24 protein-coding genes and 1 other annotated feature are annotated in these 23451 nt (G+C 40.4%); all 24 genes read left to right on the forward strand.

Annotated elements, in window-relative coordinates:
* The first annotated feature begins 1 nt into the window (after position 1).
* Complete coding sequence (gene bshC, locus CSV76_RS00510) at positions 2–1618, forward strand: bacillithiol biosynthesis cysteine-adding enzyme BshC (RefSeq protein ID WP_158232592.1); 1617 nt, start codon at positions 2–4, stop codon at positions 1616–1618.
* Between the two features lie 422 nt (positions 1619–2040).
* Positions 2041–2472: a division/cell wall cluster transcriptional repressor MraZ gene (gene mraZ / locus CSV76_RS00515; protein ID WP_085429104.1), complete on the forward strand. Its 432-nt coding sequence runs from the start codon at positions 2041–2043 to the stop codon at positions 2470–2472.
* A gap of 17 nt (positions 2473–2489) precedes the next feature.
* Positions 2490–3422 carry a 16S rRNA (cytosine(1402)-N(4))-methyltransferase RsmH gene (gene rsmH / locus CSV76_RS00520; protein WP_099624466.1) on the forward strand — a complete coding sequence of 311 codons (933 nt, stop codon included), beginning with the start codon at positions 2490–2492 and terminating at the stop codon, positions 3420–3422.
* A gap of 17 nt (positions 3423–3439) precedes the next feature.
* The gene (gene ftsL, locus CSV76_RS00525) at positions 3440–3811 is read left to right on the forward strand and encodes a cell division protein FtsL (protein ID WP_085428561.1); all 372 of its coding nucleotides are present in this window, start codon (positions 3440–3442) and stop codon (positions 3809–3811) included.
* 32 nt (positions 3812–3843) lie between these two features.
* Positions 3844–6033, forward strand: coding sequence for a penicillin-binding protein (locus CSV76_RS00530; RefSeq protein WP_233204375.1), 2190 nt, complete (start codon positions 3844–3846; stop codon positions 6031–6033).
* Positions 6034–6105: 72 nt separating this feature from the next.
* Positions 6106–8001 (forward strand): penicillin-binding transpeptidase domain-containing protein, encoded by a 1896-nt coding sequence (locus CSV76_RS00535; protein ID WP_099624598.1) that lies wholly within the window; start codon positions 6106–6108, stop codon positions 7999–8001.
* 46 nt (positions 8002–8047) lie between these two features.
* Positions 8048–9019: a phospho-N-acetylmuramoyl-pentapeptide-transferase gene (gene mraY / locus CSV76_RS00540; RefSeq protein ID WP_085428563.1), complete on the forward strand. Its 972-nt coding sequence runs from the start codon at positions 8048–8050 to the stop codon at positions 9017–9019.
* Positions 9020–10369 carry a UDP-N-acetylmuramoyl-L-alanine--D-glutamate ligase gene (murD, locus tag CSV76_RS00545; RefSeq protein ID WP_085428564.1) on the forward strand — a complete coding sequence of 450 codons (1350 nt, stop codon included), beginning with the start codon at positions 9020–9022 and terminating at the stop codon, positions 10367–10369. It begins immediately after the preceding gene.
* Between the two features lie 93 nt (positions 10370–10462).
* On the forward strand, positions 10463–11515 hold the full coding sequence (gene ftsW / locus CSV76_RS00550; RefSeq protein WP_335696112.1) for a putative lipid II flippase FtsW: 1053 nt from the start codon (positions 10463–10465) through the stop codon (positions 11513–11515).
* Between the two features lie 14 nt (positions 11516–11529).
* Positions 11530–12390 (forward strand): cell division protein FtsQ/DivIB, encoded by an 861-nt coding sequence (locus tag CSV76_RS00555; protein WP_158232721.1) that lies wholly within the window; start codon positions 11530–11532, stop codon positions 12388–12390.
* Positions 12365–13090 (forward strand): DUF881 domain-containing protein, encoded by a 726-nt coding sequence (locus CSV76_RS00560; RefSeq protein ID WP_233204376.1) that lies wholly within the window; start codon positions 12365–12367, stop codon positions 13088–13090. The genes CSV76_RS00555 and CSV76_RS00560 overlap by 26 nt, the downstream gene beginning before the upstream one ends.
* 97 nt (positions 13091–13187) lie before the next feature.
* The gene (locus CSV76_RS00565) at positions 13188–13826 is read left to right on the forward strand and encodes a DUF881 domain-containing protein (protein ID WP_143560792.1); all 639 of its coding nucleotides are present in this window, start codon (positions 13188–13190) and stop codon (positions 13824–13826) included.
* Between the two features lie 7 nt (positions 13827–13833).
* Positions 13834–14199, forward strand: a complete 366-nt coding sequence (locus CSV76_RS00570) for a small basic family protein (protein WP_085428568.1) — start codon at positions 13834–13836, stop codon at positions 14197–14199.
* A 100-nt stretch (positions 14200–14299) separates the two neighbouring features.
* A complete protein-coding gene (gene ftsA / locus CSV76_RS00575; RefSeq protein ID WP_085428569.1) occupies positions 14300–15586 on the forward strand; it encodes a cell division protein FtsA in 1287 nt (428 codons plus the stop codon).
* A 49-nt stretch (positions 15587–15635) separates the two neighbouring features.
* A complete protein-coding gene (ftsZ, locus tag CSV76_RS00580) occupies positions 15636–16808 on the forward strand; it encodes a cell division protein FtsZ (protein ID WP_085428570.1) in 1173 nt (390 codons plus the stop codon).
* A gap of 179 nt (positions 16809–16987) precedes the next feature.
* Entirely contained in the window at positions 16988–17836 is an 849-nt protein-coding gene (locus CSV76_RS00585; protein ID WP_099624469.1) for a sigma-E processing peptidase SpoIIGA, read from the forward strand.
* Positions 17830–18540, forward strand: a complete 711-nt coding sequence (gene sigE / locus CSV76_RS00590; RefSeq protein WP_099624470.1) for an RNA polymerase sporulation sigma factor SigE — start codon at positions 17830–17832, stop codon at positions 18538–18540. Before CSV76_RS00585 ends, sigE begins: the two co-directional genes overlap by 7 nt.
* Before the next feature lie 104 nt (positions 18541–18644).
* On the forward strand, positions 18645–19430 hold the full coding sequence (gene sigG, locus CSV76_RS00595; protein ID WP_085428573.1) for an RNA polymerase sporulation sigma factor SigG: 786 nt from the start codon (positions 18645–18647) through the stop codon (positions 19428–19430).
* Positions 19431–19668: 238 nt separating this feature from the next.
* Positions 19669–19914 (forward strand): PRC-barrel domain-containing protein, encoded by a 246-nt coding sequence (locus tag CSV76_RS00600; protein WP_158232594.1) that lies wholly within the window; start codon positions 19669–19671, stop codon positions 19912–19914.
* A gap of 66 nt (positions 19915–19980) precedes the next feature.
* Positions 19981–20673: a YggS family pyridoxal phosphate-dependent enzyme gene (locus CSV76_RS00605; protein WP_199173021.1), complete on the forward strand. Its 693-nt coding sequence runs from the start codon at positions 19981–19983 to the stop codon at positions 20671–20673.
* A complete protein-coding gene (locus CSV76_RS00610) occupies positions 20670–21191 on the forward strand; it encodes a cell division protein SepF (RefSeq protein ID WP_143560339.1) in 522 nt (173 codons plus the stop codon). The genes CSV76_RS00605 and CSV76_RS00610 overlap by 4 nt, the downstream gene beginning before the upstream one ends.
* A 65-nt stretch (positions 21192–21256) precedes the next feature.
* Positions 21257–21547 (forward strand): YggT family protein, encoded by a 291-nt coding sequence (locus tag CSV76_RS00615; protein ID WP_085428576.1) that lies wholly within the window; start codon positions 21257–21259, stop codon positions 21545–21547.
* A 69-nt stretch (positions 21548–21616) separates the two neighbouring features.
* Positions 21617–22393, forward strand: coding sequence for a YlmH family RNA-binding protein (locus tag CSV76_RS00620; protein ID WP_085428577.1), 777 nt, complete (start codon positions 21617–21619; stop codon positions 22391–22393).
* Between the two features lie 99 nt (positions 22394–22492).
* Positions 22493–23059 carry a DivIVA domain-containing protein gene (locus tag CSV76_RS00625; protein ID WP_085428578.1) on the forward strand — a complete coding sequence of 189 codons (567 nt, stop codon included), beginning with the start codon at positions 22493–22495 and terminating at the stop codon, positions 23057–23059.
* 42 nt (positions 23060–23101) lie between these two features.
* Positions 23102–23322, forward strand: a binding site (T-box leader).
* Positions 23323–23451 lie beyond the last annotated feature (129 nt).

Below are 23451 nucleotides of genomic sequence, written 5' to 3' on the forward strand. Positions count from 1 at the left end.
CATGTATTTGGACACAATGGAATTGCCAAAAAAGAATAAATTGATGGAAGCGTATCGGCATGATCCACAATTTTTTCATACATTTTTTGATTATGAAGTAACACAGGCAGGATATGAGAATAGAGCAGAAGAGTTGCAAGGGCGTTCATTTCAACGGGAACAACTAGCGCTTGCCATAGAACACTATATGGAGCCGTTTGGCATATCGGATTTGGCCGCTCAACATATTCAAGAACTTTCTAATGATGCACTTGTCGTTATTGGAGGACAACAAGCGGGAATTTTGACGGGGCCTTTATATTCTGTTCATAAGGCTATTTCTGTTATTTTATTGGCAAAAGAACAACGCAAAGCACTAAAGAAACCCGTAATACCTGTTTTTTGGATTGCAGGAGAAGATCATGACATCAATGAAATTAATCATACATATACTGCCAAAGCAGGAAAGGCGGCAAAGCGACAATTTAAACAGCCTACCATTCTGAAAACGATGGCTTCGGATACGCCATACGATCAAAAGGAAATGGCTGCTTTCATCAGAAAAGTTTTCAAAAGCTATGGAGAAACAACTTATACACGCGGGTTGCTAGATCATGTATTGCAAACCGTGAAACAACAGCAAACGTTCACAGGTTTTTTTACCTCGTTGATGAACGACTTGTTTACAAAGCACGGGTTGTTGTTTATGGATGCAGCCTATAAACCACTACGCCAATTGGAATCACCATATTTTTCGCAAATGATTGAAAGCTCTGAAGCGATGGCAAGAAGTATCTACACAACAGAACAACAGCTTCAGTCACATGGTTACTCGAAGCCGATCGAATCCGAAGAGTCGGATGCCAACATCTTTTATGTTCATGATACAGGGAGAATTTTGCTCCGAAGAAAAGACGGAAAGTTCGTTAATGAACAATCAGGTATTTCCTTCACGGAGCAGAAGATGTATGAGCTTGCCAAGAATGAACCTTGGTTGCTAAGTAATAACGTAGCAACTAGACCCATTATGCAAGATTTGGTATTTCCTGTATTAGCATTCGTTGGCGGACCGGGTGAAATTGCGTATTGGTCTTTGTTGAAAGATGCATTTCATATTATGGGTATCCATATGCCAGTCATCGTTCCAAGGCTTTCTATCACACTGGTCAACAGACAAGTCCAAGAAGCACTGGAACTGACAGATATTACGATGGCTCAAGTAATGGATTATCAATTACCGGAACATCAGGAACAATGGCTAGAGCAACAAAGGGATGAGCCATTTGATCGTTTGCTTGACGAGACGAAGAGTCAACTAGAAGCACAGTATGAAAAGTTGCATACACATTTAGAAACGACAGATCCAAGCTTACTTCAATTACTTCAAAAGAATTTGCAGTTCCATAAGAGTCAGTTTGATTATTTACAGAAGAAAAAAGAACAATCAATCTTAGTGAAACATCATGTACAGTACGAGCGTTACCATGTCATTTCTGAACAGCTATTTCCAGAAGGCTCCTTGCAAGAGCGTCTCTATTCGCCTTACTTCTACATGAATCAATTTGGCGAAGACTTGATAGACGAGTTACTAAAACAGTCGTATACCTTCGATGGATCTCATCAGCTCGTGTATTTATAAGAAACCCCTTAAACCCGTCATTCGTTCTATGAATGGCGGGTTTAATTTGCGTTGAATGGATCGACTAGCAAGGATGCTGGGTAGGGATTTTGCGGGCAAAGCTGTGCTCTCAACGCCCCACTTTTACTCGCAAAAGCAGTCCTTCGTTACGGCTCTTCCCGCGGGCCCACCGGAAAGCGTCCCCAACTAGAGCTTCAATCCACTCGTACTCACTAATTGTTTAATTTTCACTGGGATTTCATCTTACGACAATTCCTAGTGTTACTAGCGAAAACAGTGGTTTTTTCGCGATATGAGCAGGAAAACAAATCAGAAAGAAGTACTATTGACACATTTTAATAAATATGAGAAGAAAAATAGCCAAGTGGGTGGAGGAAAGTGGGGGGATGTGGTACATTATTTCATACAGTGGGGTGAATTATATGTTCATGGGAGAGTATCAACATTCAATTGATATGAAAGGTCGTCTGATTGTTCCTTCGAAATTTCGGGAACTGTTGGAAGATGGCTTTATTTTAACCCGCGGACTTGATAATTGCTTGTTTGGATACCCACTGGACGAATGGCAAAAGCTTGAAGAAAAGTTGAAAGCGTTGCCGGTCACAAAAAAAGATGCTCGTGCATTCACTCGCTTCTTCTTCTCGGGAGCATGCGAAGCAAGTCTTGATAAGCAGGGGAGAGTCAATATACCTGCCAATTTGCGAGAGTTCGCAAAGATTGAAAAGGACTGTATGATTATCGGTGTATCCAGCCGTATTGAAATTTGGTCTGCAGAACTTTGGGAAGCGTACTACGAGGAATCTGAGGAATCATTTAATGACATTGCAGAAAACCTTATTGATTTTGAATTTTGAAAGCAGGCGGAATAAACATGTTTAACCACACAACAGTATTACTGCATGAAGCCGTCGATGGCTTGCATGTAAAAGAAGATGGCATTTACGTGGATTGCACACTTGGTGGTGCAGGTCACAGTGAAGAAATAGTCAAACTTCTTTCATCTAAAGGACAACTAATCTGCTTTGACCAAGATATGACGGCCATTGAAGCAGCACAACAAAAACTAGCGCACTATACAGCACAAGTACAATTTGTCCATGCAAACTTTAAGGACTTGAAAAATGAATTAGCGAAATTGGGAATATCTCATGTAGATGGCATTTTATATGACCTAGGAGTTTCTTCTCCACAATTGGATACAGCCGAGCGAGGATTCAGTTACCATCTTGATGCACCATTGGATATGCGCATGGATACGTCTGCGCCATTGACAGCTTACGAAGTAGTCAATGAATGGTCGTATTCCGACTTGGTTAGGATATTTTTCCGCTACGGTGAAGAGAAGTTCTCAAAGCAAATCGTCCGTAAAATTGAAGAAGCACGCGCTGATGCGCCTATACGTACAACAGGGGAACTCGCCGAACTTATTAAAACGGGTATTCCAGCAGCTGCCAGAAGAACCGGTGGCCATCCTGCGAAACGTGTTTTCCAGGCTATCCGAATTGCGGTAAATGATGAGTTGGGAGCAGCTGAGCAATCTTTAACTGACGCCCTCACGTTATTACGTGAAGGAGGTCGAATCAGCGTCATTACTTTCCATTCACTTGAAGATCGCTTATGTAAAACCATATTTAAGGAAGCATCTTCTATGCCAGAGTTGCCGCCGAACTTACCTATTATACCTGAGGGAATGGATCCGGACTTCCGACTAATTACTCGCAAGCCGATCATTCCGACAGATGAAGAAATAGAGCATAACAAACGTGCTAGATCAGCAAAATTACGAATCATTGAGAAAAAATAGAAAAGGGGAATCAAGCCATGGGACTAGAACAACGGAACCTTAATACGCCACAGACACCGGAGGTAGAACAACATACTGATCAAAATCAGCAACAGGTTGTCCGCCGTGTAAAAAAACGTTTTTCTAAGGGCGAAAAGGTATTGTTCACTTTATTTGCAGCATTTACAATCGGTACTTCATCTATGCTTTTACAGACACATTCAGATATAAACGCTGTCAATAAAGAAGTGCAGTTGATGAATACGGAAATTGAAAATACTACAAAACAGAATAATGAATTGTCCATTCAAGTGAGTGACAAATCCACCTACGAACGTATTTGGAAAAAAGCACAAGAGAATGGTTTGAACCTTAACGAAAGTAACGTAAAGGTCGTACCAGGACGATGAAGAAGTTTCGCTTTCAATGGGGAGCCTTTCTAATGTTTGTAGTATTCGGAGGGCTCTTTTTCATATTATTCGGCAGAATTCTTTTTATTCAGATGACGGGCCAAGTAGACGGTAAAGAATTAGCGAAGATCGCTTCTAACCAATATGAAAGAAATGCAGTCTTACAAGCTAGCCGCGGCGCTATCGTAGACCGAAACGACGTGGCAATTGCATCGGATACATTAAGTTATCATGTAGTCGCTGTACTTAATGAAGCTGCAAGTAAAAATAGTAAGAGAAAATATCATGTGATTGATTATAAAGAAACAGCTAAAGTACTGGCCAAGTACTTACCGCTAAAAGAACGTGAAATTTACGATAAAATGAAAAATGCTAGAGAGGGCGCATGGCAAATTGAGTTTGGTCGTGCCGGTAAAGATCTAAACCGAGAAACGGTATTGAAAATGAAAGAAGAACTCGATAGAAAAAAATTATCGGGTATTTTGTTTGTAGAGGGTAAAAAACGATTCTATCCTAATGGTCGATTCGCTTCGTACTTAGTGGGCTTTGCTCAAAAAGAAGAAACGGAAAATAACCAAACAGTCACCAAAGGAAAAATGGGGCTTGAAAAAACGTATGACAAGCAACTAACCGGTGTCGATGGAAAAGTAAATTACCAAGCGGATGTCTGGGGTACTTTATTACCTACTGCTAGCAAACAAATTGAAGAACCACAAGACGGTCAGACGATTAAACTGACATTGGATAAGACAATCAGTAATTTCGTGGAAGAAGCGATGGATAAAGTAGAAGAGGAATACTCGCCTAAAAAAATGCTAGTGCTCGTATCTAATCCTAAAACAGGAGAAATTTTAGCGATGAGCCAGCGGCCAACGTTTAATCCTATGACTAGGGAAGGTCTGACAGAAAACTGGCTGAATGATGCAGTTGAGCAGACGATTGAACCAGGTTCTCCAATGAAGATGTTCACGTTGGCAACTGCCGTGGAAGAGGGTAAATGGGAACCGGACGAATATTTCCGATCTGGATCTTATCAAATCTACGATCAAACAATTCGTGATGTCAATGTAGATGGCTGGGGCACGATCACCTTCCTTGAAGGATTGCAACGTTCCTCTAACGTAGGGATGGCGTACTTGCTGGAAAGAATCGGAGATCAGAAATTTATCGAGTACGTTCATAAGTTCGGTTTTGGAAAACGAACTGGGATAGATTTGCCAAATGAAGCGCCCGGTGTTGTACTAGATAATTATCCATCTGAAAGATTGACGACTTCTTACGGACAAGGGTCAACGGTCACGCCATTACAGATGATTCAGGCGGCTTCTGCAATTGCAAATAACGGGGTAATGATGAAGCCGTATGTAATTGATCAAATTATTGATCCGAATACGGAAGAAGTATTGGAGAATCATGAGCCTGAAGAGAGCGGATCACCAATCTCTGCAGCGACCGCTAAAGAAGTGCGGGAAATTTTAGCGACAACTGTTACTTCAGAAAATGGTACTGCAAAAAAATATCATTTAGAAAATTACGCAGTAGGTGGTAAAACTGGTACTGCCCAACTCCCCCAAAAAGGTAGTAAGGATTATATGACGGGGGCTGGGAACTATTTGTACTCATTCCTTGGAATGGCACCGATAGATGACCCTCAACTCCTGATTTATGTAACAGTTCAGCAACCGAAATTAAAAGCGGGAGAGCTAGGTTCAGATCCTGTATCGAAAGTGTTTAATCCAATTATGGAAAACAGCTTAAAGTATTTGAACATCGCACCTGATGATGAACAAGTAGTTCCAGTGAAAAAGGTTGGGGATTACGAAGGAGAAGATGCAGAAACGGCAGCTTCTTTGGCTGTTGAGGATGGCTTCCAAACCGTGTTGATCGGAGAGGGTGGCAAGGTATCCAAACAAATACCAAAAGCAGACACGAAGTTAACGGAGGATTCGATAGTCTTGTTGGAAACAAAAGGAGACACGACATTCCCTGATATGACAGGTTGGTCTAAAAAGATGGTACTTTCATTTACGCATCTTTCAAAGTTGGATATTCGAATCAATGGCGAAGGTTATGTTGTTGGACAAAGCATCACAGAAGGGACGTCAGTAAACAAGAAAGATCCAATTGTCGTAGAACTTCGAACGCCGGAGCAACAATATAATAAAAAGAAAAGTAATGATAATAAAGAAGAGAGCGAAGAGGAGCAAATCATGGGTGGCTAATGTATAGCACGCAATTTCACAGCATACCTTAATAGAAAAAAAGGTAGTGAGTCTTTGCGGTCATTTATTGATATGCAGTCAAAAAAACGTTTACGTGTAGCCTTCATTTGTTTTCTCCTCGGTCTACTACTCGTTATAGGGAAACTATTTCATGTGCAGATCATTAAACATGAGTGGCTGAAAGAAAAAGCGGAAGAAAACTGGGATATTGAAGTACCTTTTGGAGCTATGCGTGGGAATATTACGGATCGAAGTGGGAAGTTAATTGTTGGAAACAAACTAGCGCCCACGTTATATTTCATGCCAGCACAAAATCCTGACATTTCCAGTGATATACCTGCGATTGCAAAAATTCTTCAAATGCCTCCAAAAACATTGGAGGAGAAACTGAAGAAAAAAACCTATATGGTGAAACTAGCTCCCGAAGGAAAAAACATCACCAAAGAGCAAGGGGATGAGATCTCGAAACTGCAAGTCGCCGGCTTGTATGTAGGTGTAGATTTTATCCGTTACTATCCATATGATGATCTGTTAGCTCGTTTGCTTGGTTTTACTGGATATGATGGCAATGGCTTAGCGGGAATTGAGTATGCGTACGATGAAATTCTGAACGGAACAGGGGACAAAGTACGACTGTTCACTGATGCCAAAGGAATTGCCTTGCCTCATGTAGAGGATAGCTTCGAACATGGCAAAGATGGCTCGACTTTGGAACTGACGATTGATCTTAAAATGCATCAAATCGTGGAACGCGAACTGTTTCAAGCGATGGAGAAGTATGATGCAACACAGGCGTTAGCTATCATTATGAATCCGAAAACGGGTGAATTATTGTCACTAGCATCCGTGCCAGGTTTTGATCCACGCGAATATCAATCAGCGGATTCCACTATCTATAACCGCAACTTGCCTGTATGGATGACATACGAGCCAGGCTCCACATTCAAAATTCTTACCTTGGCAGCCAGCTTGGAAGAAGACGTCATCGATTTGGAAAATGAAAACTTTTATGATCCTGGTTACAAAATCGTTGCAAATGCCAGATTACGATGCTGGAAACGAGAAGGTCATAAAGATCAAACATTTTTGGAAGTAGTAGAGAATTCATGTAACCCGGGTTTCATTACGATGGGGCAGCGACTCGGTAGTGAAAGGTTAGATCGCTATATACGTGAATTTGGCTTCGGTAGCTCAACAGAATCAGGCATCGCTGGAGAATCGAAAGGTATTTTGTTTTCCAAGGAAGCATTTGGACCTGTTGAACAGGCAACCACTTCGTTCGGGCAAGGAATCTCTGTCACCCCGATTCAACAAGTGCAAGCTGTTGCCGCAGCTATTAATGGTGGTAAACTTTATAAGCCCTATATTGTTAAATCCATAAAAGACTCTGACGGTAAGACGATTAAAGAATTCAAACCTGAATTGAAAAGACAAGTAATCAGCGAAGAAACATCAGCTAAAGTGCGTCACGCTCTTGAATCAGTTGTAGCGAATGGATCAGGTCGTAATGCTTTTGCAGATGGTCTTCGAATAGGTGGTAAAACAGGGACGGCACAGAAAGTAGAGAATGGTCGCTATAAAGATGGTGATTATATTGTCTCCTTCATTGGTTTCGCGCCTGCAGATGATCCTGAACTACTCGTATATCTAGCGATCGATAGTCCGAAAAACTCGATTCAATTCGGAGGAGTTATCGCTGCACCGATCGTCGGACGAATCATTGAAGAAATTGCTCCAATCGCTAACATAGAACGAAGGAAAGAACAGTTAGAAAAAGAGTACCGATGGGGAGACGCGATCACATTCCGTTCACCTGATTTACTTGGAATGAATGAAAAAGAATTGTTGTCTCAAAATTACACATTCAAAGTTAAGTGGCATGGAAAAGGTAAGAAGGTTATTCGACAGTTACCAGCTCCTAATACTTTGATGACCGTGGAAGACACAATTCATTTGTACACAGAATAAGCAGTGCTTCACTGACACGCAATTGATAGTAGAAGGAGAACTTAACATGACACTCGGCACCACAGTCACGATAATCGCTGTTTCATTTTTTGTATCAGCGATTATCGGGGTGATCATCATCCCATTACTTAGAAGGTTGAAATTTGGTCAAAGTATACGAGAAGAGGGCCCACAAGCGCATATGAAAAAAGCGGGTACTCCCACTATGGGAGGGCTCATCTTCCTTCTTTCTATATTGATTTCAACACTAACTTTATCTTACATAAACGACACACTAACTACTCATACGATTGTGTTATTGATCGTGCTGATCGGTTTCGGAATCATCGGCTTCCTCGATGATTTTATTATTATCGTAGCGAAGCGCAACTTAGGATTGACATCACTTCAGAAATTAATCGGTCAGATCATTATTGCGATCGTTGCCTTTTTCTTACTGAAACTCGGACCATTCGAAACGACCGTAACGATTCCTTTCACGGATCTTGGGATAGATCTCGGTGTGTTTTATGTGGCGTTTTTAGTGTTTTGGCTTGTAGGTTTTTCTAACGCAGTCAATTTAACGGATGGCTTAGATGGTCTAGTAGGCGGAACATCGACTATTGCATTCTCTGCCTTCGGTGTATTTGCGTTAGCGTATGAGCAAAATGATATTGCGTTATTTGCATTTGTAGTAGCGGGTGCAATGCTTGGATTTTTATTATTCAACATCAAACCAGCGAAAGTATTTATGGGTGACACAGGTTCACTGGCATTAGGAGGGGCACTCGCTATGATTTCAGTATTGATCAAACAGGAGTTGTTGCTGTTGGTCATCGGAATTGTATTCGTAGTAGAAACGCTTTCTGTCATTATTCAAGTTATCAGTTTTAAAATGACTGGAAAACGCGTATTTAAAATGAGTCCCATTCATCATCACTTTGAATTATCTGGCTGGTCAGAATGGAAAGTAGTGATTGTGTTCTGGGGTGTGGCATTGCTTGCTGCCCTCGTACCGGTCTTCTTGGAGGTTATGTAAATGAAGAATACAGAACAATTCATAGGGAAACGGGTACTTGTAGTCGGACTTGCGAAGAGCGGAGTGGCAACGGCAGGTTTGCTTCAGCGTCTTGGTGCGGAAGTTGTAGTCAATGATTCAAAGCCTGTAGAAGGTAATGAAGAAGCAATGGAACTTCAAGCGCGAGGAATTGAAGTTATTGGAGGGGGGCACCCGAGTGATTTACTAGAGCGAAATTTCGACTTCATCGTAAAAAATCCGGGTATCCCTTACACTAATTCGCTACTAGCGAAGGCAGTTGAGCAGAATATTCCGATTTGGACTGAAGTTGAATTGGCTAGTATTCTCAGCGAGGCACCAATTATTGCGATTACTGGATCGAACGGTAAAACGACAACCACTACATTGTTGTATCACATGCTAAATTTGGGTAAGAAACATCCACTAATAGCGGGTAATATTGGAACGGTCTCTTGTACGGTCGCTGAAAAGGCGAAAGCGAATGAAGTAATTGTACTTGAAGCTTCGTCGTTTCAGTTAGCTGGGACAGAAAGCTTTACTCCACGCATTGCAATTTTTACGAATTTGTATGAAGCGCATTTGGATTATCATGGATCGATGAATGAATATCTCGATGCGAAGTTGCAAGTAGCCCGCAACCAAACTTCGGAAGAATACTTAATTTTTAATGCGGATCAACAGTTAATAAAAGAAGCAATAGAATCATTCGAATCTCACAAAGTACCCTTTTCAGTACTTGGAAAAACTAGAGAAGGTATTTCAGCAGATGAAGAATGGATTTATTGGCTTGGTGAACCTTTCATAGAAATTAAGCATATTAAATTACCGGGTCGTCACAATTTAGAAAATGTTTTATCCGCAACGGCGGCAGCCATATTGTCAGGGTGTGAAAAAACAGCGATAGAAAATGTTTTGAGTTCTTTCACCGGTGTTCGCCATCGCATGCAATTTGTACGTGAAGCAAATAGCCGTACAATATACAATGACTCAAAAGCGACGAATACATTGGCAACAAAAAGTGCACTTTCCTCATTTAAAAAGCCAATCGTTTTGATTGCTGGGGGACTAGACAGAGGCCATTCATTTGAAGAATTACGACCTTATATGAAAAATGTTCGTGCTGTCGTCACGATAGGGGAGACGGCAAAGCGTTTTGCAGACTTTGCTATGTCTTGTGGCATCACTGAGACAGTTCAGGCAACAACTATGCAGGACGCAGTCCAGAAGGCATATAAGTGTAGCTGTGAAGATGATGTGATTCTATTGTCGCCGAGCTGTGCAAGTTGGGATCAATACAAGAGCTTTGAAATTCGGGGCAACGAATTTATTGATGCAGTAATGAAGTTGTAAATCCTTTGTAATAGTTGGAGAGTAAAATGAAAAACTGACTGATTAATTTGAGGAAGGATGCGAACGCTGGAGAGAACCTACCGAATAATCTTTTTGACAACCGCCTTACTATTGTCGCTGATTGGATTAGTATTTGTGCAATCGGCAGGATCTTATTGGGGAGAAGTTCATTATCAAGATTCTTCTCCATTTATCGTCAAGCAAGGCATCTATATGATTATTTCCTTGGCTGTCGCTTATGTGCTGGTCAAAAGCCCGTTGACATCACATCCTAAATTCTGGACGTATTGTTATATTGGATCAATTCTCATGTTGGTTGCGGTATTAATACCGGGTATTGGAGCTGTGCGAAACGGTTCTCAAAGCTGGATCGCGTTTGGTCCAATCAGTTTGCAACCGGCAGAATTCGTAAAGGTAGCTTTGCTTGGAAAATTAGCAAGCGGTATGAAGAAACATAAAGACAAGTCTTGGCAATGGCAACATTTCGCTTGGATTTTATTACCCGCAACGTTGATCATGTTGCAACCTGACCTTGGCTCTGCCGTCATCATGATAGTATCTGCTTTTGTCATTCTTTTCTTAGCGGGCTATCCATTGTCATTCTTTATCTTTCTTTTCGTCTCAGGTCTCGGTGCTTTTATCGCACTTATCCTAGCTGCACCCTATCGTCTGGATCGAATTAAATCCTATATTGATCCATGGAACGATCCTCTCGGTACGGGGTTTCAAAGTATTCAATCGTTATTCGCGATTGCCCCTGGTGGTTTATTCGGCCATGGTTTCGGGAATAGTCGTCAAAAGTTTTTGTACTTGCCTGAACCTCAAAATGATTTTATCTTTTCCATTATTGCAGAAGAAATTGGGTTTATCGGTGCAGCATCTATCGTGTTGCTGTTTATCTTGTTATTCGCTTCTGCATTCGGTATAGCAATTCGATTAAATAACTGGAATTCTTTTTTAATTGTCACCGGTATGGTGTCCATGATCACTTTCCAAACGTTTTTAAATATGGGAGTCGTCTCCGGTTTGCTGCCTGTAACAGGCGTGACATTGCCTTTCATTAGTTATGGAGGGTCCTCGTTGTTGACTACGTGGCTGGCTATCGGAACGATTCTACATTACTCTGCGAATAAAAGGGCAGGATGAAAGGAGAACAGGATGTGGAGAAAATAATAGATATTGAAGATCGAATTCCATCCATGCGTAAAAAACGCAGAAGAAGAGCTAATATGAGCTTTCTTCTGCTCGTCGTAATATTCGTCCTTGTTCTTCTTGCCTTGTTGTATTTCCAATCTTCATTAAGTGATGTTTCGAAAATATCTATTAATGAGACTGTTTTACACGAAAGCGAGGAGTATATAGATCAAAGCGGGTTGTACAAGGGACAATCACTATGGGGATTCCGTGCTAAAGATATAGAAAAAAACATTGAGAAAATTCCTGGCGTAAAAGATGCGAACGTTAAAAGAGATTTTTATAATGATGTTTCCATCAACGTGACGGAATGGGAACCTATTGCCTATGTAGAAAATCAATCTCAATATGATCTTCTATTAGAAAATGGTGAACGGTTGGTAACAGCAGATCCTGACATCCTCTCACACGCACCGATACTTTCTGGTTTTAACGAACCCGAAGCGACAGATCGAATGATTGAACAACTACAAGAGCTGGATAGTTCAGTCTTTGAACTTCTCTCGGAGCTTCGTTATGAAGGGGAAGACAAAGTCGACGTATATATGAGTGATGGATATGAAGTTCATGCTGTAATTTCAGGTTTTGCTGAAAAAATGTCCTACTATCCAGATATAATTGCACAATTGCCTAAAGAAGAAAAAGGTGTACTTGATATTGAAATTGGCGTGTACTTTAAAACATATACAGATTTCTACAAAGAACCGGTACCGGTAGATGTGGAAATCCCACTACTAGATGGAAAGCCGGACGTAACAAAAGGAAAACCGGTGGATGTAGAAATTGAAAAGGAGGAAGAAAGTGAGCAAGAAACTGAAGAAAACTAGAGAGAAGCGCGGCAAACAACTTGTGTTGTCAATTGTCTTTTTAGTACTGGGCTTCATGCTTGCATTTTCCTATCGAACAATTGGCAGTAAGCAACAAGCATTGAGTCCGGAGCAAACCAATTTATTTCAGCAGGAAGAACAGTACCGTGCAGATCTAATTGAACAGCAAGAAAGAAACAAAGAATTGACAAATGAATTGCTGGAGAAACAAAAAGAAGTGCATTCGTTTGAACAAGATTTCTCCGATAAAGAAAAAAACCATGCAGTTCTTGTAGAAAAAGCGCGGGATTTAAGATTATTACTAGGTGATATTCCGTCGAAAGGTCCGGGGATTAAAGTGACACTGGAAGACGCGGATTATGATCCCTCAGTACAGAATCCCAATGATTACATTGTTCATGAAAGTCATGTCTTACGTGTAATTAATGAATTGAAAATCGCAGGTGCGCAAGGAATGACTATAAACGGGCAACGAATTAATTCGAATTCGTATATTAAATGTACAGGCCCTGTTATTATGGTTGATGGTAGAACGTTTCCGGCACCTTTTATTATAGAAGCAGTAGGGGACCCGAAAGTGCTGTCTCCAGCTCTGCATTTAAAGGGCAGTGTCATTGATGGATTGTTGCGAGATAATATTGTCGTCACATTAGAAGACATGAAGGAAGTTCAACTGCCTGCGATTCGTGACGAAGTATGATGGATTGTGGGGGGGTAGAGTGAAGCAAAAAATACACTGGAAGTTCACATTGATTCTGGGTATAGTAGGATTTGTATTAGCTTTACAATATAACTCAATGAATACTACATCTCCACGTGATACACGAGATTTATGGGCTATTCGTAAAGAGTTGTCGAATGAAAAGAAAATACACTCTGAACTTTTAGAAGAACTTAGGGAAATTGACCAGACCCTTGCTTCATACAATGCATCACCTGAAGCAAATGCAACTGGCGTACTACAAGACACATTGGACAAACTGTACAAACAAGCGGGATTCATGCCGACCACTGGTCCAGGATTTGTAATAGAGGTTGCTCCATCCCCAGAAAGTATTGCGTTCGGTTATGAAGTAGTGCCAGTATCATCTGAACTACTGGCTTGGTTTATTAATGTGGTTAATCAACAACAAGGTAATGAGTTGGAGATTGATGGAAAGCGCTTCACCACGTTAAGTTGGATCCGGGATATTAACGGTAACCTGACTGTTAGTGGGGAAGTAGTTTCCACACCACCGTTCGATATTAAAGTCGTTTCTCCTACAAAGGAAGCCAGTGAAAAATTGTATAATCAATTATTGACGACTACCATACAGGATGAATTTTATTTAGACGACTTAGTTTTAACAATTAGTGAACCAGCGAACCGCATTACTTTACAAGGCTGGACGGGTGGTTTTGAAAATCGGTTTTTAAAAGAACAAACAAAGGAGTAATGACAATATGTGGCTACCCTTACTTGGGCTCCTCCTTGGCGTTTCACTAGGTTTGCTCTCGGATATACAGATCCCGCAAGTATATAATAACTATTTAACTATTGCGATTCTCGCTGCATTTGATACACTATTTGGTGGAATCAGAGCCTATCTTCAGCAAGTGTATGACGACAAAATATTCGTCAGCGGATTTTTCTTCAATATTCTTTTAGCAGCAGCACTTGCTTTTATCGGTGTGCACCTTGGTGTAGATCTGTACTTGGCAGCGGTCTTTGCGTTTGGTGTGAGATTGTTTCAAAACATCGCGGTCATCCGAAGAATCCTGCTTGCAAAATGGACAGGAAGAAACAAAAATCCCAATACAAATGCGTGATATTAAATGTTTTTAGAAGAGGGTGTTGAAAATATTTAGACAAAGCAGTCATAATACAATAGAATGGAAGTTACTAGTTACATTAAGGAGGTGTCAATAATTGAGTAAATCAAATCATTACGTATCACTTGATATAGGATCATCCACAATTAAAGTCTTAATTGGGGAGATGGATCAAAATGCCCTGCATGTAATTGGCGTGGGGAATGTGCAATCTGCTGGAATTCGAAAAGGAACAATTATTGATATTGATGCCACTGTCCAGTCAATCCGTAAAGCGATTGAGCAGGCTGAACGAATGACAGGCTTGAAAATTGAAGAGGTGGTTCTTGGTATACCTGCAAATGGTGTCCAGTTCCAAAACGTTAAAGGTGTAGTAGCAGTAAACTCTGAAAATCGTGAAATTACAGATGATGATTTGGAAAGAGTTATGAAATCATCACAAGTAATGAATGTTCCACCTGAAAGAGAATTCGTCAATTTAGTGCCTAAGCAATTTATTGTCGATGATTATGATGAAATAACAGATCCCCGTGGTATGATGGGAGTAAGATTGGAAATGGACGCAACGTTGATTACGACGTCCAAAACTCAACTACATAACATTTTACGCTGTGTAGAAAAAGCAGGTTTACAGATTCGTGAAATTTATTTGCAACCATTGGCGGCAGGTACATTCGCATTATCTGAAGATGAAATGTATCATGGAACTGCCTTCATCGATATTGGCGGAGGGTCAACTACGGTATCGGTATTTGCTGAAAATCGTTTGATCAGTACGTCTGTATTACCAGTCGGTGGGGATCATATTACAAAAGACTTATCAATTGTCTTAAAAACACCTACAGAACAAGCAAGAATGATTAAGCATCAGTATGGACATGCCTATTATGATGACGCTTCCGATGAAGAATTATTTGAAGTGCCGGTAGTAGGTTCAGATGCTAAAGATCAATACAGTCAGCGTTATATCTCTGATGTTATCGGTTCACGTCTAGAAGAATTGTTCGAATTGATTCTTGAAGATTTATATGCAACAGGTATCCGTGATTTGCCTGGTGGTATCGTCATCACAGGCGGAACAGCTAAATTGGACGGTATTTTACAGTTAGCTCGTGATGTCTTTAAAACTAGAGCAAGATTATACACACCAGAGTATATTGGTGTCCGTGAGCCGATGTATTCCACAGCGGTTGGCTTGATTCGCTATGCGTACATGGAAGATGTATTCTTTGGTTATGAAGAAGAGCCAGTTGGTTCACCTCAATCACCAGACTCCATATATGAAGTCGCGGAACCTTCAGCTAAACCGGTTAAACCGAAAAAAGAAAAAAGTCAAGGATTCATGAAACGCGCTAAAAAAGTATTCGACAATTTCTTTGAGTAATATATTGCTTTAGATGGGGAATTGCAGATAATTTAGAGGAGGAAAATCAATGCTTGAATTTGAGACGAACATAGATGCATTAGCAGTAATTAAGGTTATTGGAGTAGGCGGCGGCGGAAACAATGCGGTCAATCGTATGATCGAACATGGGGTGCAGGGCGTAGAGTTTATCGCGGTCAACACAGATGCACAAGCATTGCAATTATCATCAGCTGAAATCAAACTACAAATTGGTGAGAAGCTTACTAGAGGACTAGGCGCAGGCGCTAACCCTGAAGTAGGCAAAAAAGCGGCTGAAGAAAGTAAAGAACAGATCGAAGAAGCACTACGTGGAGCAGATATGGTGTTCGTTACAGCTGGAATGGGCGGCGGAACAGGTACGGGTGCAGCACCAGTTATTGCTCAAATCGCTAAAGATATTGGCGCATTGACTGTAGGTGTAGTTACACGTCCATTTACATTCGAAGGTAGAAAGAGATCTACTTCAGCAGCTGGCGGTATCGCAAGCATGAAAGAAGCAATTGATACACTAATCGTTATTCCAAATGATAAACTGCTTGAGATTGTAGACAAAAACACGCCAATGCTTGAAGCATTTAGAGAAGCTGACAATGTATTGCGCCAAGGTGTCCAAGGTATCTCTGATTTGATCGCAGTACCTGGATTGATTAACCTCGACTTTGCTGACGTGAAAACAATCATGTACAACAAAGGTTCTGCATTGATGGGTATCGGTATGTCCACTGGTGAAAATCGTGCTGCAGAAGCTGCGAAAAAAGCGATTTCTAGTCCATTGCTTGAAACATCAATCGATGGAGCAAAAGGTGTCTTGATGAACATTACAGGCGGTTCGAACTTAAGCTTGTTTGAAGTACAGGAAGCAGCGGACATTGTTGCAACTGCATCAGACGAAAACGTCAATATGATCTTCGGTTCTGTGATCAACGACGACTTGAAAGATGAAATCATCGTAACGGTTATCGCTACAGGATTTAACGAAGAACAACTAGCTCCTTCAAGACAAAGAGGTCCTGGTGTAACAGGGGGCATTCGTCCACAACGTCCTGTACAACAGCAGCCACCAACACAACAAAGCAGATATGAAGAGCAACCACGTTACGAGCAACAATCTGAGCCGAGACAGCCACAAGCTAATCAGCATCAGCACGATGAACAACTGGATATTCCAACGTTCTTACGTAATCGTACGCGTCGTAAATAATAAATAGAACGAGCTCCCCACTTGAGAAGAAATTCTCAAGTGGGGAGCTTTTTTGCTTTCATAATAATCGCTCGTTCCGTCATATTTAAAAATATGTCGAAGCTTTTATCTTAAAGCATCCAAAGCCTGACAGGTTTTTCATTACAGCCATGATAATCTGTTTGTAAGGAGGCCGGCATATGTATGGTGAACTGATGATAGGGATCAACATGCTCTTTAACTACGCCATCCTATCATTTACTAATAAAGTTGGAAATCATCACACGAGCAGAAGGAGGTTATGGAGCGCAGCATTTATCGGTGCCTTCTTTGTTACATTGTTCCCGTATTCTGTGCCAGCGATGATCTTCACTTTCTTAGGAATGACGTATATTGCATTTGGACAAACATTTGGTAGTTGGAAAAGTTCTATCCTTGCTGTATTAATTGCAACATTTTTTGCAGGAGGATTGCTGACACTCATCTATGCACAAATCAGTATCAGCGCAAATCAGAGCTTTTTATTCGTAGCCATTGGCCTCACGTATCTATCTTTGTATATTGTGAAGCATAAATGGATTGACACACGCATGATGAATAAGTTAATGAGCTTTACGCTCGATTCGGAATTGATGTTATGGGGACAATCCATTCCACTTAAAGTATTCATCGATACGGGTAATCATTGCGTAGAACCGTTATCAGGGGATCCTGTACATTTTATTGGCTATCGGGCAGTTAAAGAACAACTACCCGTAGATTTTGCTTTAGCACTGGAGTCCTGGAATCCTGCAGAATCTCCAGACTTGGCCTGTTTCCCCGCCCCTTATCAAAGAAGTCTTCGATTGATACGATTGCAAACTGTTCAAGGTGCTTCGTGGGCTGTAGGAATCAAGTATGATAGTTGGCTTCTCGATGGAGAGTTATTACCTACTGGATATATTGTCTTGACGAAAGAACAGCGTAAATATCCACAAGGTGCTGCAGCTATTTTGCAAGTGAGCGCAATGGATGTACTAAAAGAAGAAGGGAGAACAGCTACATGTTGATAGAAGTAAAAAAGTGGGTTTCATATATTGCAGGATTCTTCAGACGAAAAGGTGGCATATTTTATATCGGGGGTCATGAATCTCTTCCAAAACCCCTCAATAAAGAACAAGAAGCAAAAACCATTGCAGCATTAATGAATGGAGATCCTGCTGCACGTGACACATTAATTGAAAAGAATTTACGTCTAGTCGTCTATATCGCAAGACGTTTTGATAATACCAATACGAATATTGAAGATCTTATCAGCATAGGGACGATAGGATTGATTAAAGCAATCGAAACATTTAAAGCGGATAAGAATATTAAGCTTGCAACATACGCTTCACGTTGCATTGAAAATGAAATTTTAATGCACTTGCGTAAAACTAATCGTATTCGCTCAGAGATTTCATTTGATGAACCTTTAAATTCAGATGCAGATGGCAATGAGTTGCTACTATCAGATATTTTAGGTACAGATGAAGATATTATTACAGACGATGTAGAGAAAAAGTTGGAGCGTCAATATATGATTGATGCCATTTCCATTTTAGATGAAAGAGAACGTTACATTATGGAACAGCGATTCGGCTTGATGGGTACAAACGAAATGACACAAAAAGAAGTAGCGGATCTACTAGGCATTTCACAATCCTATATATCGAGATTGGAAAAGAAAATCATTTCCGAACTCCGTGATCGACTAAATCAAACAATTTCCTAAATGGACTTATCGGCAGAAATTGGCGATTCCTGAATTCGCATATTCTAAAGAGTTGAGGACAGACTACTCTGTACACTCACCTATAGAATGCGGAGGAAAAGCCAATGGTACGTACAAGAGTAGAAATTTGTGGAATCAATACGTCCGAGCTGCCATTATTGACGCCAACTGTGATGAAAGAAACATTCATTCGTTTGCAAAGCGGTGACGAATTTGCCAGAGATGAATTGGTGTTTGCGAATTTGCGTCTAGTACTCAGCCTAGTTCAACGCTTTAACTATCGTGGAGAACAGGCTGATGATTTATTCCAAGTTGGTTGTATTGGGTTGTTGAAAGCCATAGACAATTTTGATTTAAAACATAATGTCAGGTTTTCCACCTATGCCGTGCCGATGATTATTGGAGAAATTAAACGGCATCTTCGTGATCATCATGCTGTCCGTGTATCCAGATCGTTACGTGATATAGCTTATAAAGCCATTAGGGCAAAAGAACAATATGTCAACGAGCATCAACACGAACCAAGAATCTCTGATCTGGAGAAGATTACGGGAATACCGGAAGAAGATATACTCTTTGCTTTAGATGCTATACAAGATCCCATGTCGTTGCATGAGCCGATGAACAGTGATGGCGGCGATCCGATTTATATGATGGATCAGCTGCATGATCAGAGAGTGTCTGAAGACCGCTGGATGAACTATGTGTCCATAAAAGATAAAATGGGCGATTTAGATGAACGTCAACAGCTTATCGTCTCCAAACGATTTTACCTCGGTCAGACGCAAACTGAAATTGCCAAGGAACTTGGAATATCGCAAGCGCAAATTTCTAGAATTGAAAAGCATGCGATGGAGCAGATTCGGCTTGGAATTGAGCAGAAGAAATAGTAATAGCTATTAATATACAGAGACTGTCCTTGCCACTTAAGTGTGGTTAGGGCAGTTTTTGTTTTTGGATAGCGAAGCGCCCAAAATCATGCCCCGTGGAAAGCGTCCATTTCTGCAACGGAGATCCCAAACCACTATCCAATGTCTTAGTTCTCTATACACTTCCTGATTTGAGAAGCAGTTTTTCACGTTCTCATTAAAACTCACTATGCATAGTATGAAAGAAGGAGGGGAAACTATGCGTTTTTCCAGCTTGCAGAAAAAAGAAGTGATTGAATTAAAAAAAGGATCATTCCTCGGTTTTGTTCAAGACGCCACAATAGACATCGAAAAAGGTGAAATAGCACAACTTCACATTGGGGAACTTGAACGCTCATTCTTCACGGATAGCAAGTCAAAAGGTGTGCAGAAAATCGATTATAAAGATGTCATGACGATTGGAAAAGATATTATCTTGATAGATAATAAACAGCTTAATAAGTGACTTATCGTTGATATATAGTGCTCTAATTGATACAATGAAATAAAGATGATGAAAAGTAGTGATAATATGGAACAAGTAGAACAACGACTAGCAACTATACAAAAACAAATAAATGAAGCATGTGAAACGTCAAATCGTTCAGTTGAAGACATCACGTTGATAGCTGTCACGAAGCAAGTTTCTTCAGCTCGGGCACAGTCTCTTTTGGATGTTGGTATACAGGACTTAGGAGAAAATCGTCTTGAAGGCTTGCTTGAAAAGCAAGAAGCGATTAAGGATTCGGTACATTGGCATTTCATTGGTAACTTACAGACACGAAAAGTAAAAGAATTAGTCCATACAATTGACTGTCTTCATTCGCTAGACCGTATGAGTCTTGCGAAAGAAGTGAATAAGCGGGCAAGTCAGCCGCTGGATTGTTTTGTACAAGTCAATGTTTCGGGTGAAGAATCTAAATCGGGTATTACTCCTGATGAAGTAGATGAATTTTTTGAGCAATTAGCAACTTATGAGAATGTTCATGTTATTGGACTCATGACGATGGCGCAAAATACGGAAGATGAATCTATAATTCGCAATACATTCCGTTCTTTACGTGAACTGCGTGACCGAATTGCAGCGAAAAAGTACTCCTACGCTCCCTGTACAAAGCTGTCTATGGGGATGTCCAATGACTTTACAATCGCAATAGAAGAAGGTGCAACCCATATACGCATCGGCACTGCATTGGCCGGATCAGAAAGCGAGGAAACTGAATGAGCCTCAAAAAACGATTAGAAAAAATGTTTTGGGTACAAGAAGAAGACTTAGTTCAACAACCTCAACCTCAACCTCAACCTCAACCTAAACCTCAAAGCAAGCCTTCAAAAAGTGAACAGGCTATTGCTCGCAAAGAGATGAAGAAACTTGGAGGTAAGAAAAGAGCTGTCAATAGCCGTCTTCAAAGTGGACAACAACAGTCTTCGCCTGCTCAAGCTCCAGTGATTAGCTTACAAAGTCTTCAAAAATCATCAAAAGTTATTTTGCTCGAACCACGTTCTTATGCAGAAGTAGAAGACATTGCAGAACATTTAAAGAATCGTCGTTCCGTCGTAGTTAACTTGCAACAGATAGAACGAGATCAAGGGTTTCGTATCATTGATTTCTTGAGTGGGACAGTATATGCACTCGGTGGCGATATTCAGCGGATTGGCGCAGATATTTTTCTGTGTGCACCTGACAACGTAGAAGTAGCCGGTAAAATCACAGAATTTCTATCAGAGCAACAAGATCGATAGGCTACACAACTTAGGACTTTCATTAAATGAAGGTTGAACAATTTGAATGAGGTGTACATGTTATTATGATCGCATTATTAAATAATTCATATCTTTTGATCTCTGGAGCGTTACAATTATTTTCAATCCTGTTAGTCATTTATATCTTGATGTCATGGGTTCCCTCCACTAGAGAAACAAAATTCGGTAAACTTATAGGGAAAATAGCGGAACCGTATTTAGGATTTTTCCGTAAATTCATTCCACCATTCGGAATGATTGATTTTTCACCGATTGTCGCACTGTTGGCATTACAATTAATCAGTAGAGGAATCGGCCAAATTTACTTAATGATCTTCCAAGCATTGGTATATTAAGTATAACCTTAATTGAAAATGGAAATCCTCACAAGGTGAGGATTTTTTTATATAAGGAGAAGAAATAAAATGGATTCGATATTTCAACATTTTCGTAAAGATGAACAACCTTTTATTGAGAAAGTAAATAGTTGGGTGAAGGAAGTAGAAGACACATACGCACCCAAGTTAACAGAATTTCTAGATCCTCGACAGCGCTTTATTACTGAGTCGATCGTCAGGAACTCAGATCTTACACTGACAGCTGACGGTGGTTTTTTAGATGCAGAGCGCCAGAGAGTACTCATTTATCCAGATTACTATATGCCGACTAAAGATGATTTTCAAATCAGTATTTATCAAGTGAACTACCCACAAAAATTTGTTACAATGAAACATTCTCAATTGCTCGGATCCCTAATGTCTATAGGTATTGAACGTTCCCGATTTGGTGATATTCAACTAACAGAAGAAGCGGTCCAATTCGCAGTTGCACAAGAAGTCTCAGAGTATATTCATGTCAATTTCACACAAGTTGGTAAAGTGAAAGTATCCGTAGAGCCGGTACTAAATGCTGAAGATTTTATTGATATAAAAGAAGAATGGACAGAAGATCTATATATTATAAGCTCATTGCGTCTAGATACTGTCGTAGCCGCATTAACGAACAGTTCAAGAGCCAAAGCTTCCTCTTTAATTAAAGGAGAAAAAGTAAAAGTAAATTGGGCTATGATTGATCAACAGGCATTTGAAATAGAAGAATACGATGTTCTTTCAATTAGAGGATATGGACGGTTTAGAATCATGAGTATCGAAGGACGCACGAAAAAAGACAAAATCCGTGTAATGATTGGATCGCTAGTATAGAGAGAATCCTTGATAAATTAAGAAAAGTAGTGTTTAATCAAGTAGTAAACACAATCACATTGTAAACTATGTAAGCATACTGAAAGGAGAAAGCGTATTATGGCTTTAACCCCTACGGATATACATAACAAAACGTTTAATACGAAATTTCGTGGCTATGATGAAGATGAAGTTAATGGGTTTTTAGAACAACTTATGAAAGACTATGAAAACGTCTTAAAGAAAAATGAAGATCTTGAAAAAACGGTTTCTGATAATGAGGTAAAGATTACTCATTTTAATTTAATTGAAGAAACAATGCAGAAATCTATTTTGATTGCACAAGAGGCTGCAGAAGATGTACGAAAAAATGCGATTCAAGAATCAAAATTAATTATCTCTGAAGCCGAAAAAAATGCAGATCGTCTTGTGAATGACGCACTCGCGCAAGCAAGAAAAATTGCACTCGAAGTGGAAGTGTTGAAGAAACAGTCAAAAGTATTCAAAAGCCGCTTCAAAATGATGGTAGAAGCGCAGCTTGATATGATCAATACGGAAGACTGGGACGACTTGTTGAAGTATGAATTGGATACAACGAGCGTAGAAAGTGTAGCAGAGCAAGAGCTAGATCTTCCAAATGTAGACAGTCTAGGCGAAGAACTAGTTAAGAAGACGGAAGAAGCTTGACAACTTCCGAACACATTTTTATAATGAAATGTAAATTAAAATGAAGAAGCGTTGACGGAAAGAGTACTTTCTAATTATACCCATAGCGAGCCGGGGGCGGTGTAAGCCCGGCGGTACATTAGAAACGAAAATCACTCCTGAGCTAGAACCTTTATATAGATCTGGGTTCTCGGTATCACACTGCCGTTATTAGTGTCTAAGCGGCAATTGCTTTATGCAATTGCAAGTAGGGTGGTACCGCGAGAATGAACCTCGTCCCTTTTTGGGATGGGGTTTTTTATATTCAAAAGTGGAAAGCGCCGTTTAGGCTCGACAGGCGTTGGAAGATCATCCAAAAAGGCGTTCTTTGCCTTTCTGGATGATCTGAAACGACCCGAGAGCCTGGCGCTTGC

Origin of the sequence: Sporosarcina sp. P17b (assembly GCF_002743115.1) — a bacterium.
GTDB lineage: Bacteria > Bacillota > Bacilli > Bacillales_A > Planococcaceae > Sporosarcina > Sporosarcina ureae_C.

Coding starts and splice junctions, on each gene's coding strand:
- bshC (WP_158232592.1), top strand. CDS start 2: ATGTATTTGGACACAATGGAATTGCCAAAAAAGAATAAATTGATGGAA.
- mraZ (WP_085429104.1), top strand. CDS start 2,041: ATGTTCATGGGAGAGTATCAACATTCAATTGATATGAAAGGTCGTCTG.
- rsmH (WP_099624466.1), top strand. CDS start 2,490: ATGTTTAACCACACAACAGTATTACTGCATGAAGCCGTCGATGGCTTG.
- ftsL (WP_085428561.1), top strand. CDS start 3,440: ATGGGACTAGAACAACGGAACCTTAATACGCCACAGACACCGGAGGTA.
- CSV76_RS00530 (WP_233204375.1), top strand. CDS start 3,844: ATGTTTGTAGTATTCGGAGGGCTCTTTTTCATATTATTCGGCAGAATT.
- CSV76_RS00535 (WP_099624598.1), top strand. CDS start 6,106: ATGCAGTCAAAAAAACGTTTACGTGTAGCCTTCATTTGTTTTCTCCTC.
- mraY (WP_085428563.1), top strand. CDS start 8,048: ATGACACTCGGCACCACAGTCACGATAATCGCTGTTTCATTTTTTGTA.
- murD (WP_085428564.1), top strand. CDS start 9,020: ATGAAGAATACAGAACAATTCATAGGGAAACGGGTACTTGTAGTCGGA.
- CSV76_RS00565 (WP_143560792.1), top strand. CDS start 13,188: ATGAATACTACATCTCCACGTGATACACGAGATTTATGGGCTATTCGT.
- CSV76_RS00570 (WP_085428568.1), top strand. CDS start 13,834: ATGTGGCTACCCTTACTTGGGCTCCTCCTTGGCGTTTCACTAGGTTTG.
- ftsZ (WP_085428570.1), top strand. CDS start 15,636: ATGCTTGAATTTGAGACGAACATAGATGCATTAGCAGTAATTAAGGTT.
- CSV76_RS00585 (WP_099624469.1), top strand. CDS start 16,988: ATGTATGGTGAACTGATGATAGGGATCAACATGCTCTTTAACTACGCC.
- sigE (WP_099624470.1), top strand. CDS start 17,830: ATGTTGATAGAAGTAAAAAAGTGGGTTTCATATATTGCAGGATTCTTC.
- sigG (WP_085428573.1), top strand. CDS start 18,645: ATGGTACGTACAAGAGTAGAAATTTGTGGAATCAATACGTCCGAGCTG.
- CSV76_RS00600 (WP_158232594.1), top strand. CDS start 19,669: ATGCGTTTTTCCAGCTTGCAGAAAAAAGAAGTGATTGAATTAAAAAAA.
- CSV76_RS00605 (WP_199173021.1), top strand. CDS start 19,981: ATGGAACAAGTAGAACAACGACTAGCAACTATACAAAAACAAATAAAT.
- CSV76_RS00610 (WP_143560339.1), top strand. CDS start 20,670: ATGAGCCTCAAAAAACGATTAGAAAAAATGTTTTGGGTACAAGAAGAA.
- CSV76_RS00615 (WP_085428576.1), top strand. CDS start 21,257: ATGATCGCATTATTAAATAATTCATATCTTTTGATCTCTGGAGCGTTA.
- CSV76_RS00620 (WP_085428577.1), top strand. CDS start 21,617: ATGGATTCGATATTTCAACATTTTCGTAAAGATGAACAACCTTTTATT.
- CSV76_RS00625 (WP_085428578.1), top strand. CDS start 22,493: ATGGCTTTAACCCCTACGGATATACATAACAAAACGTTTAATACGAAA.